The sequence below is a fragment of the Pseudomonas sp. NFACC24-1 genome (genome assembly GCF_900115235.1).
Taxonomy (GTDB): domain Bacteria; phylum Pseudomonadota; class Gammaproteobacteria; order Pseudomonadales; family Pseudomonadaceae; genus Aquipseudomonas; species Aquipseudomonas fluorescens_AA.
The window spans coordinates 173,156-191,484 of sequence record NZ_FOVS01000003.1 but is presented as its reverse complement, the minus strand read 5'-3'; the positions used below and the strand labels follow the sequence as shown (position 1 = coordinate 191,484).

The window sequence follows — 18,329 nt, the reverse complement described above, 5'->3', positions numbered from 1 at the left end:
CCCCCAAATGCTTCGAACTTTGCCGTCGCCAAAGAGACTACCTGAGAGTGCCAATGCCACCGGTGGTCGTGGTGCCACATAACCCTCAAAGCAGCCTTTAGTGACAGAATCCCCAATCGATCGTTTCGGAGACCCCCATGCTTCGCGTATTTGAACAAAGGCTCGACCCCTTCCCACCCGACGAGGTACCGCCACCGCCCGAAGGCCTGGCTCGGTTTCTCTGGGCCTGCACACGGGGCGCCCGCGGTTATATCCTCGCGTTTGCGCTGCTCAGCGCTGGTGTGTCGATCTATGAAGCCTGGCTGTTTTCCTTCCTCGGCCAGGTCGTAGACCTGCTCTCGACCTGGCAGGCCGGCGGTGAGGCGGCGGCGCAGGAAAGTCGCGTGCTGTGGGGCATGGGCCTCGTCATGCTGGCCAGCATCGGGCTGGTAGCGTTGCGTACCATGGTGCAGCACCAGGTATTGGCGATCAATCTGCCGTTGCGGCTGCGTTGGGACTTTCACCGCCTGATGCTGCGGCAAAGCCTGTCGTTTTTTTCCGACGAGTTCTCTGGCCGGGTCACCACCAAGGTGATGCAGACTGCGCTGGCCGTGCGTGACGTGCTGTTCACCCTGATCGAGATCGCCCCCGGAATCGGCGTGTATTTCATCGCGATCATCGCATTGGCCGGTGGCTTCGCCCTGAAGCTGATGCTGCCTTTCGTGGCCTGGATCGTGCTGTTCGGCCTGGCCATGCTCTACTTCGTGCCCCGCCTGGGGAAAGTCGGACAGGAACAGGCCAATGCGCGCTCTTCGATGACCGGACGTATCTCGGACGCCTACACCAACATCACGACCGTGAAGCTGTTCTCCCACTCCAATCGTGAAGCGCACTTCGCGCGCGCGGCCATGGAGGACTTCAAACAGACCGGCTTTCGCCAGATGCGCCTGGTCAGCCAATTCGAGATCGTCAACCAGGCGCTGGTGGTGGGCTTGATCATGGCGGCAGGCGGTTATGCCCTCTGGCTGTGGCACCAGGGCGACGTCGGCGCCGGTGCCGTGGCGGCGATCACCGCCATGGCTTTGCGTATCAACGGCATGTCGCACTGGATCATGTGGCAAATGACCTCGTTGTTCGAGAGCATCGGCACTGTGCAGGATGGCATGGCCACCCTTACCCGAGGCCCCAAGGTGCAGGATGCGCCGGACGCGGGAGTGCTGGTGACCTCCGGCGGAGCGGTCACCTTCGACAATGTGAGCTTCAACTACAACGGCGAACGCCAGGTGCTCAATGGCTTGAGCCTGAACATCCGCCCGGGCGAGAAAATCGGCCTGGTGGGCCGCTCCGGCGCGGGCAAATCCACGCTCATCAACTTGCTGCTGCGCTTCTATGATGTCGACAGCGGGCAGATCCGCATTGACGGGCAAGACATAGCGCACGTGACACAAGACAGCCTGCGCAGCGCCATCGGCATGGTCACCCAGGATACGTCCCTGCTGCACCGCTCCATTCGCGACAACATCGCCTATGGCCGCCCCGATGCGAGCGACGCACAAATCCGCCGTGCCGCGGCCAATGCTCAGGCCGATGAGTTCATCAGCCAACTGAACGACCGCCAGGGCCACACCGGCTACGACACCTTGGTCGGCGAGCGCGGCATCAAGCTGTCGGGCGGCCAGCGCCAGCGCATCGCGATTGCCCGAGTAATGCTCAAGAACGCACCGATCCTGCTCCTCGACGAGGCGACCAGCGCGCTGGATTCGGAAGTCGAAGTGGCCATCCAGGAAAGCCTCGATGAAATGATGCAGGGCAAAACCGTCATCGCCATCGCCCATCGGCTGTCCACGATTGCGGCGATGGATCGACTGATTGTCATGGATGATGGACGCATCATCGAACAGGGCACCCACAGCGAATTGCTCGCCAAGAACGGCATCTATGCGCGGCTGTGGCACCATCAGAGTGGCGGGTTCCTGGGGGAGGACCGGTGGGTGGGCGAGGCGATGGATCAGGTATGAGCGTGGATGGCCCGGGGGGGGGGGCAACGCGACCTACCTTTTCTCAACCAATCGCAGTGACTGTGCCCCCTCCAGCGATAGGTGAATCACCGCAGCCCTGCTCGGGAAGTTCGGCGCGTCGTCATCGGTATTCTCCATCACGGGAATGTCGATCAGGGTCTGCTCACCCGTCGGGTCGCTGACCAGCCTGGCATCCAGTTTGTCGATGGCACGCCAGCTGTCGCCCCCGATGCGCATCACGTCCAACAGGCTGTAGTGCGGCACACCTTCTTCGTTTTCTTCGGGCGTAAAGGCCGCCAGGTATTGGCTGTAGTTGTTGCCCATACCAAAACCCTCGATGGTGAAAACCGCGAGGGTGACCTGGCTGTCCTCGCCAGTGTCCAGCGTCTGCACCAGCGTCGCTTCCGGGTAGCCGGTGGCATAGCTGTCCTTGATGAGCGCCACCAAGTGCCCGATCTGTGCCTCCAGGGCTTTCGGAACGGGTTTCGATTCAGCGGCGTGAGTCAGGGTGCAGGTGAAAAACAAGGCAGCGGTCAGCAGGCGCAATTTCATGAAAGTGAATGTCCAGGGGCGTCGGGAGGTCTGCGCGCAATGGTAGCGGTTGGCAAGGGATTTGGTAGCCCAGTGTCGATAGGTTTTGTGGCGGGGTGCACAACCTTGCTCGCCAAAGCGGTGGGTCAGTATGTACTGCCCCCATCGCGAGCAAGCTCGCTCCCACAGTGGATTTGTGGTGCTGCACGGTACTTGAAACCTATGCAGGCCCCTTGTGGGAGCGGGCTTGCTCGCGAAAGCGGTGGGTCAGTTCGCAATCGATGTTGGATGCTTCAAGTCATCGATCAACACCTCGACATCCTCCAACCCCAGTATTGTCCACTGCCAGCAAGATGCCGCGCGGCTTGCAGCGCAGCGATGGCCGGCAAGTCGCAGAGTTCGTACAACAAGGAACCGGGCACTTCGGTGTAGATCATTTTGGTGTTGGCCTGCAACCGTCCGGGCAGGTCGCTCAGGGGCACGGGAACTGATACGACCCGTGCCCCCGTCGCAGGATCTTGTCCGGCGTCAGGCCACTGAGCGAATGCGCTCGACCAGGCGAGCCTGGAGTTTTTCCAGCTCCTCGGGATCAGCCTTGCCCCGGCCATGCACACCCGGCTCCTCACCTTCCCAGCGAGGAATGATGTGCATGTGAATGTGAAAGACCGTCTGCCCGGCCACAGCGCCATTGAACTGCGCAACCTGGACCCCGTCCGGCTGCAACTCGTCCACGATGATGCGCGTCAGGCGCTGTACGGCAGACATCATCGCGCCCAGGACAGCGGGCTCGACTTCGAGGATGTTGCGCGCTTGGGAGGCTTTGGGGATGACCAGGACATGGCCGCGCGATTGAGGAAAGATATCCAGGAAGGCCAGCACATCGGCGTCTTCGTAAATCTTGTAGCACGGCGCATCGCCGCGAAGGATCAGCGCAAAGATGTTCTGCGGATCGTAATGACCGTGGAGACTCATGTTCACTCCTTGAAGGGGTGTGGAGAGGTGGGTTGCCGGTAAGAGATTTAGCACAGTCCGGCGGCAACGTCTCGTAAAGGCCTGCTTGAACGCCAGGGCTGGGCTTGCTGGGGAGGGTGTCGTATCCGTTGGTATCGGTGCTGGAGCCGGACCGCTATCGCGAGCAAGCTCGCTCCCACAGGGGACTTGTGGGGGGCACTCAATCACGGTTCGCCGCCGGCCATTGTGGGAGCGAGCTTGCTCGCGATGGCGGTGGGTCAGTGGGCGTCAGGGCTGGTTGCCGGGTCACTTTCGCCGGCCTCCTTCAGCGTAACGGCAATTTTCCGCTGCAATTCACTTTCCGAAAACGGCTTGTGCAGAACCGACCGCGCGGCGTACTCGGCCGGCAGCCCGCTGGCGCCGTATCCGGTGCTGAACAGAAAGGGGATTTGGCGCTCGCGAAGAATGTCGGCCACGGGAAAGACATATTCGCCGGCCAGGTTGACGTCCAGGATCGCCAGGTCCACCTGCACCGAGCGGGCGATTTCACACGCAGCAGCGAGCCGGGCGACCGAGGCCACCACTTCGCATCCGAATTCTTCCAGCATTTCCTCGATCAATAGGGCGATCGCGCCTTCGTCTTCGACGACCAGCACCCGGGTCCCAGCCAATGGGCTCATGCCCCGTCCGCTCCAATCGGGAACGAAAAGCGACAGCAAACGCCCTGTGGGGCATAGGTGAGGTCAAACGTGCCACCCAGGTCGCGCTCGATACAGCGCTTCATCAGGCGCGAACCCAGTCCTTCCCGCTCCGGCGGGGATACCAGCGGCCCTCCACGCTCCTGCCAGTCGAGGGTCAGCCATGTTCCGTCCGCTTGGGTCTGCAGCTGCCAGGTGACGGCAAGCGTCCCCGTCTCCACCGACATGGCCCCGTACTTGAGCGCGTTGATCGCCAATTCATTGAGGGTCATCGTCAGGTTCAGCGCCACGCGGGTGCCGATGTCCACACAAGCGCCCTCGATCACGACACGGCCTGGCTCATGCCCAAAGACCGGCAGCAGCACTTCATGGGCCAGGGTATCGAGTGGCGTCTGCCCCCAATGGCGCTTGGTCAACAGATCGTGTGCACGGGACAACGCCAACAGCCTGGCCTCGAAACGCCTGTAGCCGTCCTTCGCATCCTCGGCATTGCGCGCGGTCTGGGCCGCCAGCGATTGCACCGTGGCCAGGGTGTTCTTGACCCGGTGATTGAGCTCATCGATCAGCGTTTTCTGGCGGTTCTCCGCCTGTTTTCGTTCGGAAATATCGACCAGCATGTTGATGGCGCCCACCAGGTTTCCATCGGCGTCATGCAAAGGTGTGGGGAACGGCGTGAACGGTACATGGCTGCCATCCGGCCGCTCTGCGATGGCCTCGACGCCGCGTATCGGCCGGTTTTCCTTCAGCGCCATCGCCATCGGGCATTGATCGTGGGGAAGCGCGGTTCCGTCCGTATTGAACAACTTCCAGGTCACACACCACATGTCGCCCAACTGCGGGGTGCGCCCCGACAGTTCCACAGCGGCGCGATTGAAGAACGTGATGCGACCTTCGGCATCGGTGGTATACACCGCGGCAGGCAATGCCTCGAGCAGATTGCGCATGTGCCGTTCGCTTTCGCGGACCTGGTTTTCCATCCGCCGTGCCAGCGTGACGTCCTGCAGCACCCGCACGCCATAACGGAACGTACCGTTGGCGTCCCTCACCGACGAGCTGTGAATGTCGAGGTAGACCACCTCGCCATCGGGCTTCAGGGCGCGCTTGCGCAGCACGTAGTTATCCAGCTCACCGGCCACCTGGCGGGTGTACAACCCCGCATCCTGGGCGATGCAGTCCGGGTGGGTGTAGTCCAGGAACGTCATCGACAGGAGTTCCTCCCGCGACCGGCCGAGCATGTTGCACAGGGCATCGTTCACCCGGAGCAAGCGACCGTCGATATCGGCCTCGGAAATCCCGATGGTCACCGCCTCGTAGGTCGCCGAAAGCCGGTCATCGCTGTCCTGGCGCGCCGCCTCGGCCGCATGGACGCAGCTCCTGTCAATCGTGAAGCAACGGGTGTTGAAAAGCTTTCCGTCCTCGAAGCGCCCGTTCGAAGTGATGGTGACATGCTTGATCGAGCCGTCTTTCGCCCTCAGGCGCGCCGGATAACTCTCCAGGCAGTCGCCACTGCCCAGCTTGGTGAGGATATCGTCGATAACCGGTTCATCGACATGAAACTCGGTGATGTGCCGACCGATGTATTCCTCTGCCGGATAGCCCAGCAGCGCCAGCTCCGCCTTGTTGGCGCGCAGGATGATGCCCTCGCCACTGACGATATGCAGGCCCACGGCGCTGTTTTCGAAAAAGTCTTCCAGGTCGGCACTCTTGCGCCGAAGCTCCTCGGCCATGGCATGGTGCGCCGACACATCCTGGAAGCAGTTGATCACCCCTTGAATGTCGCCCCACCGATCCCTGAGGACACGGATGTTCATCAGCGCCACGAACCGCGAGCCATCCGGGCGTTGAACGATCACTTCCTGGTTGCGTGGCGCAATGCCTGTATTGAGCGCCAAGGCCGTCGGGAAGTGTTCGAATGCCAGCGGCGTGCCATCGGTCTGGAACAATCGATAGGCGCCGCAAAAGCGGTCGCCGTGCTCTCCGAGTGCTGGCGCCCGTCCCCACAGCTCGGCCGCCTCGCTGTTGTACCGCACGAGCCAGCCCCGGTGATCGCAGAGGTACACCGCACCGGGAATCGCATCAAGCGCGCTCGTCCCCATTGCGATCAAGCTTTCGTATTCGCTCGGCGCAGGTGTTTGCGTGGGCAGCTCTTCAATGTTCGACATCTGTCATCCTCAAACCGCCTGGCTGAAACCTTTCGCAGGGGCATCAATGGAGTCTAGATCCCTATTCATCGGGCGAGTTCAGGAAAACTCGACGTCACAGCCTCGCGCCTCAAAACTTGAAGAGCGCCTGGGGTGCCTGGACCATTAACGCATGCATCTGCGACGCCGAACATTCCAACGCGCGTAACTGCGCCATGACCGTCTCGAAGCCGACATGTTTTTCATGCTGAGTGTGCGGCCAATCGCTGCCCCACACCAGGCGTTCGGAGCCAAAACTGCGTTCCAGCAACGTCAACGAGGCGCGGGCGAATTCAAGGTTGCGCGGGGCCGTTGCGCCCAATCGATAGATGCCGGAAACCTTCATCCACACCTGCCCGCCCTGCCCCAGCGCCATCAATTGGGCAAAGCCTGGTTGATCCAGCCCCGAACACGCATCCGGGCGGCCGAAATGATCGACCACCAACTTGATGCCCCATGGCAACAGCTGAGCCATCAACCCCGGCAAGTCCACCAGGTTGGCGTGCAACTCCACATGCCAATCCAGTTCCGCGATGTGGCCCAACAAGCCGTGCCAGGCGGCGTCACGAAAATCAGGCAAGGCTTTGCCCATCAGGTTCAAGCGCACACCGACCACCCCCAACCGGGCCATGTCGTCCAACGCGGCGCGGCTGATGTCTCGCTCCACCACCACGACCCCGCGCAACTGCTCCGGCGCTTGCCGTAGTGCGGCCAGCAGGTAGCGGTTATCGGTGCCGAGAAAGCTCGGCTGCACCAACACGCCATGGCTCAAGCCATGGGCGTGCAAGTGGCCCAGGTATTGAGCGAGCGTGGCGTCATAGTCGGGTGTGTAGCGCCGGACAGCGGCCAGTTCCAGCTCACGACTGAACACGTGGGCGTGGCAGTCAATGCCGGTCATCGGTTTGGTACAGGTATCAACCATGGGTCTCATCTATCGACAATAAGGGAAATCAGGCCCGGGCGCTCTGGCTGTCACGCTCAACCACAGGCGCCGATGCCGCAGTGGCTTCCAGGCTGCGGCCGCGGGTTTCCGGCAGGCACAGCGCCGCGATCACCGCCACGCCGTAGGCGATCCCGGCGTCGATGCCAATGGCCGAGCCCAAGGACATGGAGTCGCTCATGTGGCCGACCAGAAACGGGAACATCGCCGAGAGCACCCGGCCAAAGTTGTAGCAGAACCCAACGCCGGCGCCGCGCACATCCGCCGGGTACAACTCGTTGAAAAACGCCCCGAGGCTCGCCGGAATACCGGCCGCGAAGAAGCCGAGCGGGAACCCCAGGAACAGCATCTGGGTGTTGGTCAACGGCAGGAACACATAACACTGCACGGTGACCACGCAGCACAGCGCGAACAACACGATGTTTTTCCGACGGCCAATGCGATCGATCAACAGGCCACTGACTACGCAGCCGCACCAGAAGGCGAAGATGATCACCGCCAGGTAGCCGCCGGAGTTGAGCACCGACAGGTTGCGCTCGGTCTTGAGGAAGGTCGGCAGCCAAGTCATCACGGCGTGGTAACCACCGTGTGCCCCGAGCCCCAGCAACCCGCCAAACAAGGTCACGCGGATCAACTCGGGGCGAAAGATACCGGCCAGGGATTTGAAGAAACTTTGCGGGATGACGTTGTCTTTTTTCAGGCGCTGGAAACTGTCGGGCTCTTCAACGTTGCGCCGCACCCAGATGATCAGGAACGACGGCAGCAGGCCCACGACGAACATCACCCGCCAGGCCATGTCCTGCGGCACGAGGGAATAGATCAAGGTAAAGACGCCGACCGCCAGCCCCCAACCCACCGCCCAGGCGCTTTGCACCGTGCCCATGACCTTGCCGCGGTACTTTGGATTGATGGTCTCGGCCATCAATACCGCGCCGGCGGCCCATTCCCCGCCAATTCCGAAGCCTTGCAGCGCCTTGACGATCAACAGCTGGTGGAAGCCAGTGACGAACGCCGACAGGAAGGTGAAGAACGAAAACCACAAGATCATCCATTGCAGCGTGCGCACCCGACCGTAGCGATCCGACAGCGTCCCGCCGACCCAGCCGCCAATGGCCGAAGTGACCAGGGTCACGCCGCTGACCAACCCGGCATCGCCCTTGGTCAGGGCGAACGCGGCGATCAATGCCGGTATCGCCAGGCCGAACATCTGTACTTCCAAGGCGTCGAGCGACCATCCGCCGAAACAGGCCCAAAACGTTTTGCGCTCCCGCGCAGTGACTTGGCGATACCAACTGAACATGATTCTTATCCTTGTAAGTGGAACGAAAGGCAGCCGAGAGCGAACCGCGCCGCTACAGGGCCAGTCATGACAAACAAAACGGTAAGGACAGCGGCGATCGACTCGCCGCCAGCCGGGTCGGGTCAGCGAATTTCCACGCGGTAGCGGAAGTGCTCGGCATGCCCGCGAGAGCGTCGCCACTCCAGGGGATTGCCGGCGTAGTCCCGTGCCAGGCGCTCGATCACCACCACCGGGCTGTTGACCGGCACCTGTAGCAATCTTGCGTGCACCTCATTCACCGATTCGGCGGTGAGGGTTTCTTCGGCATAGGCGACAACCTGGCCGCAAACCTCTTCATAAATGGGGTAAAGCAACGGGCCCTTTTGCCTCAGGTCGATGTCGAGCAAGGCTTGGAAGCGGCTACGGGGCAACCAGATTTCTTCGGCGAGCACCGGCTCCACTTCCAGCAGACGCACCCGCACCAGACGAATCACCGGCGCATCCACCGGCAACCCCAGCGCCTGGGCCACCGCCGACGGCGCGGCCACCGGTTCCACGGACAAGATCCGACTCTCGGGGACCCGGCGTTCACCAGAAGCGCTTTGAAAACGGAAGAAACGGAACAACGACGATTGAAACTGCGGCCGGCGAATGAAGGTGCCTCGGCCTTGCTGACGCTCCAGGATGCCCTCGCTGACCAGTGCATCGATAGCCTTACGCACTGTTCCGGTCGACAACTGGTACTCCGCTGAAAGGGCGGCCTCGGTCGGAATCGCCTCCCCCGGGCGCCAGCGGTTATTGGCGATCTGCTCAGCCAATTGGTCACGCAGACGTTGGTAAAGCGGCAGACGGACATCGCTGGAGAGAGAGCTCATTGACCTTATTCACCTTGTTATCTAGTCATATATATGAATATGAGCGGCGAGTATTTACCCAGGCTCGATGGCTGTCAAGAAGTGCCTGGGTGTCTCGTTGACGAATGGTGAATCCAATGACGCAGCCGCCCGCAATTAACAACGTTTAACTCGCACGCTCGCGCCCCACGTCCAAGAATGAAGCCCTCTGCCCAGACCAGGTTTCTCAAGCGCAAAGTTGTCCGCCCACCCTGCGGTGCGCCGGACATTTCCCACTGGCTGCGCGTAGTACCGCCCCTTCGCTCGCCCAATCTCACATGGAATGAAGCATGTTGCCTGCACCCCACCACTCAACTACCGCCCTGAAGCCGCTCTGGCTGCTTGCCCTGCTCACAAGCAGCACCGCACCGGCGATGGCAGCGGAGCTCGCGCACAGCACGCCTGGCTTTCTCGACGGGGCGACGCTGCAAGTCCTAAGCCGCAACTTCTACCTCAACAATGACTATCGCGCCCCGACCCCGGCAGGCAAAAGCTACAAACAGGAGTGGGCCCAGGGCTTCATCGCCTCGTTCGAGTCCGGTTTCACCCCCGGCACGATCGGCGTAGGCATCGATGCCCACGGGTTCCTGGGGTTGAAACTGGACGGCGGCAAGGGGCATTCCGGAACGGGATTATTGCCGCTGGATGAGAACGGGCGAAGCGAGGAGCATTACTCCAGTGCGGGTGGCGCGCTGAAATTCAACGCCTCACGCACCACCCTGGCGGTCGGCGAAATGACTGTGCAGAGCCCGGTATTCGATACCGCAGACAAGCGCCTGCAACCCGAATACGCCAGCGGCCTGCTGCTCTCCAGCCGCGAGTTCGAAGGGGTCGACCTGCAGGCGGGTCACTTCAGTGCGTTCAAGAATCAGGACGCCTCGACCAGCAAGGGTGATTTTTCCGGGTATGGGGCGACGACGCGCCACGGCGTCATCGACTTCATCGGCGCCGACCTGTTCACCGGCCAAGCCCTGGGCGGTGCGCTCTACGCCTCCGAACTGAGCGATACCTGGCGCCAGTACTATGCCAACCTGCATGCCACCGTTGGCGAACTGTTCCTTGACGGCAACCTGTATCACACCCGCGACGATGGCAAGGCCATTGCCGGGGCCATCGACACCACAGCCTATAGCCTGAGCGGCAAGTACCGGTTCAATGCCCAGGCGTTCACCCTGGCCTATCAGAAAATCAACGGCGACACGCCCTTCGATTTCGTCGGCGGCGACTCCATCTACCTGGCCAACTCGATCAAATATGCCGACTTCAACGGCCCCGGCGAGCGCTCGTGGCAAGCGCGCTACGACCTCGACCTGGGCACCTTGGGCATCCCCGGCCTGAGCTTCATGGCCCGCTATGTGACTGGACGTGGGATCGACGGCAGCCATGCCCCCCAAGGCGGCGCCTACAACCCGTTCGATAGCGACACCGGCACTTACAGTCCGCAACAAGGCGCTGGCGGACGCCATTGGGAGCGCGACCTGGACCTGCACTACATCGTGCAGTCAGGCCCGGCCAAGGACCTGTCGTTGCAACTGTCCCACGTCATCCATCGCGCCAACAGCAGCCAGGGCGGCGATGACATCAATCGGCTGTATATCGTCATCCAGTACCCACTCAAGCTGGGGCCGTTCTGACCCTCGCGCGTCAGGAAACCGAAGGTGGACGAACACGCGCAGCGCCCGCCTGTTGCCCATGCCCCATGTATCCGCTGATTACTTGCGCGAGGCCTTATCGTCGGTCATCCGAGTGGCACGGATGCTCGCCTCTTCAGCGGTACGTTGGGCCTGCTCGGACATTGTCTCGGCCTGCTCAGCCTTCCTGTAGGCCTCATCCGCCCTGAGCCTTGCCGTTGCAGCGTTATTCTCCGCCGACTCCAGTCGGGCATCCACTTCTTGGGCGAGCTTATTACAGCACCCGGCAGCGGTTGCTAGAAAAATGCTCATTAATACGACAGGTAAGTATCTATTCAAAGCCATGGTTATTTCCTCGGTTAAACGCAGCAGGAAAAACGGCTAGCAACTGGCTCGAGTATCTGGCAACACCCTCTGCCCACTCTGATCTTTGTCAACTGCATGGCTCGTCCGACGCCCACACCGTGGCTCACTTGAACCGAGTTGATTTAGCTCAATGTCTTTGCAGCCCTCAGGCGTAGAAAAAGCAAACCAGGGAGCCGGCGATCTCCCCGACCATTTATGCGCGGCCTGTTCGTCCGAGGCCTTTTATTGAGTCGAGGCCATGAAAAAAAACCACCAATGGAACCTGTCCTACTTCTTCATTGCACTGGCCGTGTTCAGCCTGGTGCAGTTCCTGTTTTTCGAACGCCCCGCGGTGCAGGTCATCCCCTATAGCCAGTTTTTGCAATTGCTGAACAATCGGCAGGTCAGCGATCTACGGGTAGAGAAGGACCAGATCCGCGGCCAGTTGCAGGAACCCATCGACGGCCACACCCAGTTCGCAACCGTGAGGGTGGAACCGGCACTGGCGGCGGATCTCGCCCACTCGGGGGTCGGGTTCACCGGCATCAACGAAAACACCTTCCTGAGTGGCCTGCTGGGCTGGTTGCTGCCCTTCGTGCTGATCATGGTGATCTGGCATTTCCTGTTTCGTGGGCTGGCGGAAAAACAGGGCATGGGTGGTTTGATGAACATCGGCAAGTCCCGCGCCAAGGTGTTCGTCGAACGCGATACCGGCGTGACCTTTGCCGACGTTGCCGGCATCGACGAAGCCAAGGTCGAGCTGGTGGAGATTGTTTCTTTCCTCAAGGACAAGGCGAAATACGCACGCTTGGGGGCCCACATTCCCAAAGGTACATTGCTGGTCGGTCCGCCAGGCACCGGCAAGACCCTGGTTGCCAAAGCCATCGCTGGAGAGGCCTGCGTGCCCTTCTTCTCGATATCAGGGTCGGAATTCGTCGAGATGTTCGTCGGTGTCGGCGCCGCTCGCGTGCATGACTTGTTCGAACAGGCCCGACAGGCCGCGCCCTGCATCATTTTTATCGATGAGCTCGATGCGCTGGGCAAAATGCGCGGCGTCGGCGTCCTGGGCGGCAATGACGAAAAAGAGCAGACCCTCAACCAGCTGTTGGCAGAACTGGATGGGTTCGACCCGCGTGAAGGGGTCGTGCTGCTGGCAGCGACCAACCGCCCCGAGGTATTGGACCCGGCGCTGTTGCGAGCCGGCCGGATCGATCGACAGATCCTGATCGATCGCCCCGACCGTAAAGGCCGGCAGGCGATCCTCAAGGTTCACCTGCAGAAGATCGTCACTGACCAGGACCTCGATAGCGAGCGTATCGCCGACATCACCACGGGTTTTACTGGCGCAGACCTGGCCAACCTGGTCAACGAGGCCGCCATCATCGCCACTCGACGCGGTGCCGAAACGGTCAGCCTCGACGATTTCACCGCAGCCGTGGAGCGCATCGTTGCCGGGATCGAACGCAAGAGCAGCCTGTTACATCCCGATGAACGCCAAGTGGTGGCCTACCACGAAATGGGGCATGCGTTGGCGGCCAGCAACCTGCCGGACATGGACCCGGTCCATAAGGTCTCGATCGTGCCGCGCGCCATTGGCTCGCTGGGCTATACCCTGCAGCGACCGACGGAAGATCATTTTCTCGTCAGTTGCCAGATGCTCAAGGACCGCATGGTGGTCCTGATGGCGGGACGTGCCGCCGAATTCCTGGCCTATGGTCAGGTCTCGACCGGGGCCGCCGATGACCTGGCCCACGCCACGGATATCGCCCGACAGTTGATCACCCGCTTTGGCATGAGCACAGAGCTTGGCCTGGCGGTGCTGGAACGCAAAAGTGCCAGTTACCTGGGCGAGCGCACGGAAATGGGTGACAAGGACTACTCGGAACAAACCGCCAGGGAAGTCGACCTGGGTATCCGCGCCTTGCTCGCTGAAGCCTATCAACACGCCAGGACACTGCTGGAAAGCCATCGGGAAGACCTCGACGCCGGGGCCCATCTGCTGGTGGAAAAGGAAACCCTGACACCTGAAGAGTTTGCCCCGCTCCTGCCGCTCAAACGCGCTGCGCTGGCTTTGCGACTGGTTTGACAGCGCCAGGCCGTTGATCGATCTGTCACAGCCCCTTTGTACGCCCGCCCACGATGCAGCAGCGTCGTCCTGCAGACCGACAGTGAAGGTTTGCAACCCATCGTTCGCGCCCCACTGCGCCAATCGACAGTCGGTATCGCTTTAGGCGACAAAAAACAGGCGTGGATGAGTTGTTCTTCTATGCTTGCTCCAACTACAGGAATTTACCCCATGGCCGAGTCCGAACCGCGACTTCTGCGGGTGCATGCCCTCAAGACCGCCTGCTCGAACTGCAGCGTGCTTGAACTGTGCCTGCCCATTGGCCTGACGGGTGGTGAAGTCGAGCGCCTCGACACGCTGATCGCCCAGCGGGTGAAGGTCAAGAAAGGCGCAGCGCTGTATCGCACCGGCGACCCGCTGCGCTCGTTGTATGCGGTGCGATTGGGTTTCTTCAAGACCAGCGTCCTCTCGGTAGACGGTCGCGAACAGGTCACCGGTTTCCAGATGCAAGGCGAAATGCTTGGCCTGGACGCCATCAGCACCGATCATTACGCCTGTAATGCCATTGCCCTGGAAGACAGCGAAGTCTGCCCGCTGCCTTTCAACCTCCTGGAAAAACTGGCCCACGACTTACCGTCGTTGCAGCACAACCTGAACAAACTCCTGAGCCAGGAAATCGTGCGCGACCACAGCATGCTGTTGATGCTCGGCAACATGAACGCCGACGAACGCCTGGCGGCGTTTCTATTGAACCTGTCCCAGCGGCATAACATGCGAGGTTATTCCTCCAAGGAATTCGTGCTGCGCATGAACCGCGAAGCCATCGGCTCCTACCTGGGCCTGCGCCTGGAAACCATCTGCCGGGGCATCGCCCACCTGCGCCAGGAGGAACTGGTGGACATGCATGGGCGTAATGTCACGATTCTGGACTTGCCCGGCCTCAAGCAAAAAGTCGCCGGTTGTCATCGTCATGCGGAACTGTGATGCCTGCTCTGCATGACATCTGATCTACGTCAATACCCGTCAACGCCTCCAAGCCGAGATTAAGACTCAGCGTTCGAACCTTTGCATCGACGAAGGTTACCGAACCTCCCGTCTCATGGAGGCTTAGATCATGGCAACGCACCTGCAAGGTACAGAGCCGGTCATCCCGACCGTCACACCTCACCCTTTGGCCGGCAGTTTGCGAAAGGTCGAGCCCAGGCGCCTGTCACTGAGCCTGCTGATCGCCCTGGTCGTCGGTTCGATGATCGGCAGCGGCATCTTCAGCCTGCCCCAGAACATGGCAGCCAGCGCCGGTGCCGGGGCGATCCTGATCGGCTGGCTCATCACCGGGGTGGGCATGCTCTCGCTGGCCCTGGTCTACCAGACCCTCTCCAACCGCCAACCGGAGCTGGACAACGGCGTGTTTGCCTATGCCCGTGCCCTGGGCGGCGAATTCCTCGGTTTCAATTCGGCGTGGGGCTATTGGATCAGCGCCTGGATCGGCAATGTCAGCTACCTGGTGATTCTGTTCGCTGCACTCAGCTACTTTTTCCCCCTGTTTGGCGAAGGCAATAACAAGGCCGCGATCGTCGGCGCTTCTGTGGTGCTGTGGGCACTGCATTGGATGATCCTGCGCGGGATGCGCACCGCCGCCAAGGCCAACGCCCTGACGACGATCGCCAAGGTGGTGCCGTTGCTGTTGTTCATCGGGCTGGTCATTGCCGCGTTCTCCAAGGACACCTTCATGGTGGATTTCTGGGGCACGCCGGCGCTGGGCAGTACGCTGGACCAGGTCAAGAGCACCATGTTGGTGACGGTCTGGGTGTTCATCGGTATTGAAGGCGCCAACGTATTCTCCGCCCGGGCCGCCGAACGGGCCGACGTCGGCCGCGCCACGGTGATTGGCTTCATCCTGACATTGATGCTGCTGATCGCCGTTTCCCTATTGTCCTTGGGCATCCTCAGACAGCCCGAACTGGCCGCGCTGAAGAATCCTTCCATGGCCGGTGTACTGGAAGCGGTGGCCGGGCCTTGGGGCGCGGTGCTGATCAGTATTGGCCTGATTGTGTCAGTGGGCGGCGCGCTGCTGGCCTGGACGCTGTTGGCAGCCGAATCGGTCTTCACCCCGGCCAAGGAAAAGGTCATGCCACGCCTGCTGGCCACGGAAAACCAACATGGCGCACCGGCCAACGCGCTGTGGATCACCAACGGTTGCATCCAATTGTTCCTGTTGCTGACCCTGTATTCGAGTGCCAGCTACCTGGCGCTGATTTCTCTTGCCACCTCGATGATCCTGCTGCCGTACCTGTTCAGTGGCCTGTATGCACTGAAAATGACCTGGCAAGGCCAGACCTACGCCGGCCATCGCGCCCTGCAACTGCGCGACATGGCCATCGCTGTGGTCGCGACGGGCTATTGCGTCTGGCTGCTCTACGCCGCCGGCCCCCGGTACATGCTGCTCAGTGCCCTGCTCTATGCACCCGGCTCGCTGATCTACCTGAGCGCCCAACGGGCCAGGACAGGCCGGGCCCTCAATGGTTTTGGCTGGGGCCTGCTGATAGTGATCTGGGTGGCGGCGATCTTCGCCGGCTGGATGCTCTGGGCCGGCCAACTGTCTTTGTAAGTTCGCAAGCGTGCATTGACCCGTTCGGCAACGGTATCTGCTCATCTGGCCAGGTACCCGCCCGGACATCACCAAAGAGGAAAATCAAATGTCCAATTCAGTGAAGAAAATGCCGGTCAAAACCGAAGAAAACGCTCCACCTCTTGCCAAGACTGAGCTCAGGCATCCGTTTGAAAAGCTCCGCCAGCAGGTGGATCGCCTGTTCGATGATTTCAACCGGGGCACGGGGCTTTCGCCTTTCAGTCGCGGCTTGTTCGATGTCGAGCCTTTCTGGCGTCGCGAGTTCTCCATGAGCAGCCTGCCGGCCGTTGACATCAGCGAGAAGGAAAAGAGCTTTGAAATCACCGCCGAGTTGCCCGGCATGGATCAGAAAGACATCGAAATCCGTCTGGCCAACGGCAACCTGATCATCAAGGGGGAGAAAAAAGACACCAAGGAAGAAAAAAGAAAGGGGTATCACCTGTCCGAGCGCCATTACGGCTCCTTCGAACGCGTGTTCAACCTGCCAAAAGGCGTCGACAGCGACAAGATCGAAGCCCAGTTCAGCAAAGGCGTGCTGACGCTGACACTGCCAAAAAAACCGGAAGCACTGAAAGCGGATAAGGTCGTGCCCATCAAGGCCGATTGATCGCTTTGAACCCTGCCCCTCGCCGGCCAACGACGAGGGGCTTTTTCTTGCCTGTGCCTATTTCAGGCCGAATGCGTCGTTGAAACGGCCACCGCTATCGCGAGCAAGCCCGCTCCCACACTGAACCGTGGCGGGTACAAATCCCATGGGCACAGAAAATTCCCTGTGGGAGCGGGCTTGCTCGCGAAGGCGGTGGCTCAGAGTTCGACGCTATCGCGGTACTCCGGCACCGACACCGACCAACCCAATTCGTCGTGAATGCGGTGGCGCAAGACATCGGACGCATTGGGCTCGCCATGCACGACATAGGTGTGCCGGGGTGGTGTCTTGAAGCCGCGCAGCCATTGCATGATTTCGTCCGCATCGGCATGGGCCGACAGCGTTTGCATGGGCACCACTTCGGCATTGATCGGCACATCCTTGCCATGAATGCGCACCGCCGGCTCGCCGGCCACAATCCTCGCACCGCGTGTACCGCCAGCCTGGAAACCGGGCATCAGCAAGGTGTTGATGGGGTTGGGCGCCAGGCTCTTGAGGTGGTGCAGCACTCGCCCGCCGGTGGCCATGCCACTGGCGGCGATGATCACCGCCGGGGTGCGTTGCAGGTCCAGGGCCATGGAATCCTTGACCGAGCGCACCGGATGGGCGATGTGGCACATGCCTTCGCACTCTTCCCTGGAGAGACGGTGCTCGTCACCAAAGCGCTGGTACAACCGGGTGACGTCGATGGCCATGGGGCTGTTGAGGTAGATCGGGATATCGGGGATCGCCCGGCGCTGTTTCAGGCGATACAAGTGGTACATCAGCAACTGGGCACGGCCAACCGTGAACGAGGGCACCAACGTGATGCCACGGCGCAACGCGGTGCGAGTGATCACCTCAGCCAATTGATCTTCCGGCGACTCGTGTGGGTGCCGACGGTCGCCGTAAGTGGACTCCACCAACAGGACATCCGCCTGCTCGATGACCTTCGGCGCGAACATCACCGGATCCTCGGGTCGCCCCAAGTCCCCGGAACACACCAGCGTCACCCCTGCGGCCTGGACCTGTACCGTCGCGGCACCGAGGATGTGTCCGGCGCGACGCAGCAAGATGGTTATCCCCCGGGCGATCTCCACCGGGTGTTCGAATGCAATCGGGCGCAGCAGTTTCAGCGCTCGTTCAGCGTGTTCACGGGTGTACAGCGGGAAGGCCGGTGCGTGTTTGGAAAACCCCTTGCGGTTGGCGTATTCGGCTTCTTCTTCCTGCAAGCGGGCGCTGTCACGCAGCAGGATCTTCACCAACTCACAGGTCGCTGGCGAAGCATAGATGGGGCCGCGATAGCCATTACGCACCAGCACCGGCAGGTAGCCGCTGTGGTCCAGGTGGGCGTGGGTCAGTACGATCGCATCCAGGTCACGCATCGGCAGCTCGAAGGGATCCCAGTTATGCAGGCGCAATTGCTTGTAGCCCTGGAACAGGCCGCAATCGATCAGGATGCGCTGATCGTCGTGTTCCAGCAGGTACTTGCTGCCGGTGACCGTACCGGCGGCCCCGAGAAATGTCATGCGCATGGCGGTGCTCCTGGGCAATCGATCGTCAGT

General features: G+C 61.1%; 15 protein-coding genes and 1 pseudogene. 6 read left to right on the top strand and 10 right to left on the bottom strand.

Annotation, left to right across the window (positions count from 1 at the left end):
• The first annotated feature begins 137 nt into the window (after positions 1–137).
• Positions 138–1,997, top strand: coding sequence for an ABC transporter ATP-binding protein (locus tag BM317_RS05075; protein ID WP_092473328.1), 1,860 nt, complete (start codon positions 138–140; stop codon positions 1,995–1,997).
• A gap of 33 nt (positions 1,998–2,030) precedes the next feature.
• On the opposite strand, the gene BM317_RS05070 is transcribed toward BM317_RS05075, so the two are convergent.
• The 8 genes and pseudogenes from BM317_RS05070 to BM317_RS05040 all read right to left on the bottom strand — a co-directional run bounded on the left by BM317_RS05070 (position 2,031) and on the right by BM317_RS05040 (position 9,451).
• Complete coding sequence (locus BM317_RS05070; protein ID WP_092165224.1) at positions 2,031–2,549, bottom strand: hypothetical protein; 519 nt, start codon at positions 2,547–2,549, stop codon at positions 2,031–2,033.
• A 310-nt stretch (positions 2,550–2,859) separates the two neighbouring features.
• Positions 2,860–2,998: pseudogene (locus BM317_RS30980) on the bottom strand (PLP-dependent transferase); the annotation flags it as partial.
• 58 nt (positions 2,999–3,056) lie between these two features.
• Positions 3,057–3,500 (bottom strand): HIT family protein, encoded by a 444-nt coding sequence (locus BM317_RS05065; protein WP_092473326.1) that lies wholly within the window; start codon positions 3,498–3,500, stop codon positions 3,057–3,059.
• A 257-nt stretch (positions 3,501–3,757) separates the two neighbouring features.
• The gene (locus BM317_RS05060) at positions 3,758–4,159 is read right to left on the bottom strand and encodes a response regulator (protein WP_092165220.1); all 402 of its coding nucleotides are present in this window, start codon (positions 4,157–4,159) and stop codon (positions 3,758–3,760) included.
• Positions 4,156–6,339, bottom strand: coding sequence for a PAS domain-containing sensor histidine kinase (locus tag BM317_RS05055; RefSeq protein WP_092473324.1), 2,184 nt, complete (start codon positions 6,337–6,339; stop codon positions 4,156–4,158). Before BM317_RS05055 ends, BM317_RS05060 begins: the two co-directional genes overlap by 4 nt.
• A gap of 109 nt (positions 6,340–6,448) precedes the next feature.
• Positions 6,449–7,279: an amidohydrolase family protein gene (locus BM317_RS05050; protein WP_092165217.1), complete on the bottom strand. Its 831-nt coding sequence runs from the start codon at positions 7,277–7,279 to the stop codon at positions 6,449–6,451.
• 28 nt (positions 7,280–7,307) lie between these two features.
• Complete coding sequence (locus BM317_RS05045; protein ID WP_092165215.1) at positions 7,308–8,597, bottom strand: MFS transporter; 1,290 nt, start codon at positions 8,595–8,597, stop codon at positions 7,308–7,310.
• 122 nt (positions 8,598–8,719) lie between these two features.
• The gene (locus tag BM317_RS05040; protein ID WP_092165213.1) at positions 8,720–9,451 is read right to left on the bottom strand and encodes a GntR family transcriptional regulator; all 732 of its coding nucleotides are present in this window, start codon (positions 9,449–9,451) and stop codon (positions 8,720–8,722) included.
• A 308-nt stretch (positions 9,452–9,759) separates the two neighbouring features.
• Here BM317_RS05040 and BM317_RS05035 point away from each other — a divergent pair, with 308 nt between their 5' ends.
• Positions 9,760–11,103: an OprD family porin gene (locus BM317_RS05035; protein WP_092473322.1), complete on the top strand. Its 1,344-nt coding sequence runs from the start codon at positions 9,760–9,762 to the stop codon at positions 11,101–11,103.
• A 78-nt stretch (positions 11,104–11,181) separates the two neighbouring features.
• Here the strand turns inward: BM317_RS05035 and BM317_RS05030 are convergent, their stop codons facing one another.
• Complete coding sequence (locus BM317_RS05030; RefSeq protein ID WP_092473320.1) at positions 11,182–11,445, bottom strand: Lpp/OprI family alanine-zipper lipoprotein; 264 nt, start codon at positions 11,443–11,445, stop codon at positions 11,182–11,184.
• Between the two features lie 259 nt (positions 11,446–11,704).
• On the opposite strand from BM317_RS05030, the gene ftsH reads away from it, so the two are divergent.
• From ftsH to BM317_RS05010, 4 genes are all read left to right on the top strand, one after another.
• On the top strand, positions 11,705–13,531 hold the full coding sequence (gene ftsH, locus BM317_RS05025) for an ATP-dependent zinc metalloprotease FtsH (RefSeq protein WP_092473318.1): 1,827 nt from the start codon (positions 11,705–11,707) through the stop codon (positions 13,529–13,531).
• Positions 13,532–13,741: 210 nt separating this feature from the next.
• Positions 13,742–14,494, top strand: a complete 753-nt coding sequence (fnr, locus tag BM317_RS05020; RefSeq protein WP_092165198.1) for a fumarate/nitrate reduction transcriptional regulator Fnr — start codon at positions 13,742–13,744, stop codon at positions 14,492–14,494.
• A 130-nt stretch (positions 14,495–14,624) separates the two neighbouring features.
• On the top strand, positions 14,625–16,118 hold the full coding sequence (arcD, locus tag BM317_RS05015; protein WP_092473316.1) for an arginine-ornithine antiporter: 1,494 nt from the start codon (positions 14,625–14,627) through the stop codon (positions 16,116–16,118).
• An 88-nt stretch (positions 16,119–16,206) separates the two neighbouring features.
• Positions 16,207–16,746, top strand: a complete 540-nt coding sequence (locus BM317_RS05010) for an Hsp20/alpha crystallin family protein (RefSeq protein ID WP_092165194.1) — start codon at positions 16,207–16,209, stop codon at positions 16,744–16,746.
• Between the two features lie 197 nt (positions 16,747–16,943).
• Here the strand turns inward: BM317_RS05010 and BM317_RS05005 are convergent, their stop codons facing one another.
• Complete coding sequence (locus BM317_RS05005) at positions 16,944–18,299, bottom strand: MBL fold metallo-hydrolase RNA specificity domain-containing protein (RefSeq protein ID WP_092473314.1); 1,356 nt, start codon at positions 18,297–18,299, stop codon at positions 16,944–16,946.
• Positions 18,300–18,329 lie beyond the last annotated feature (30 nt).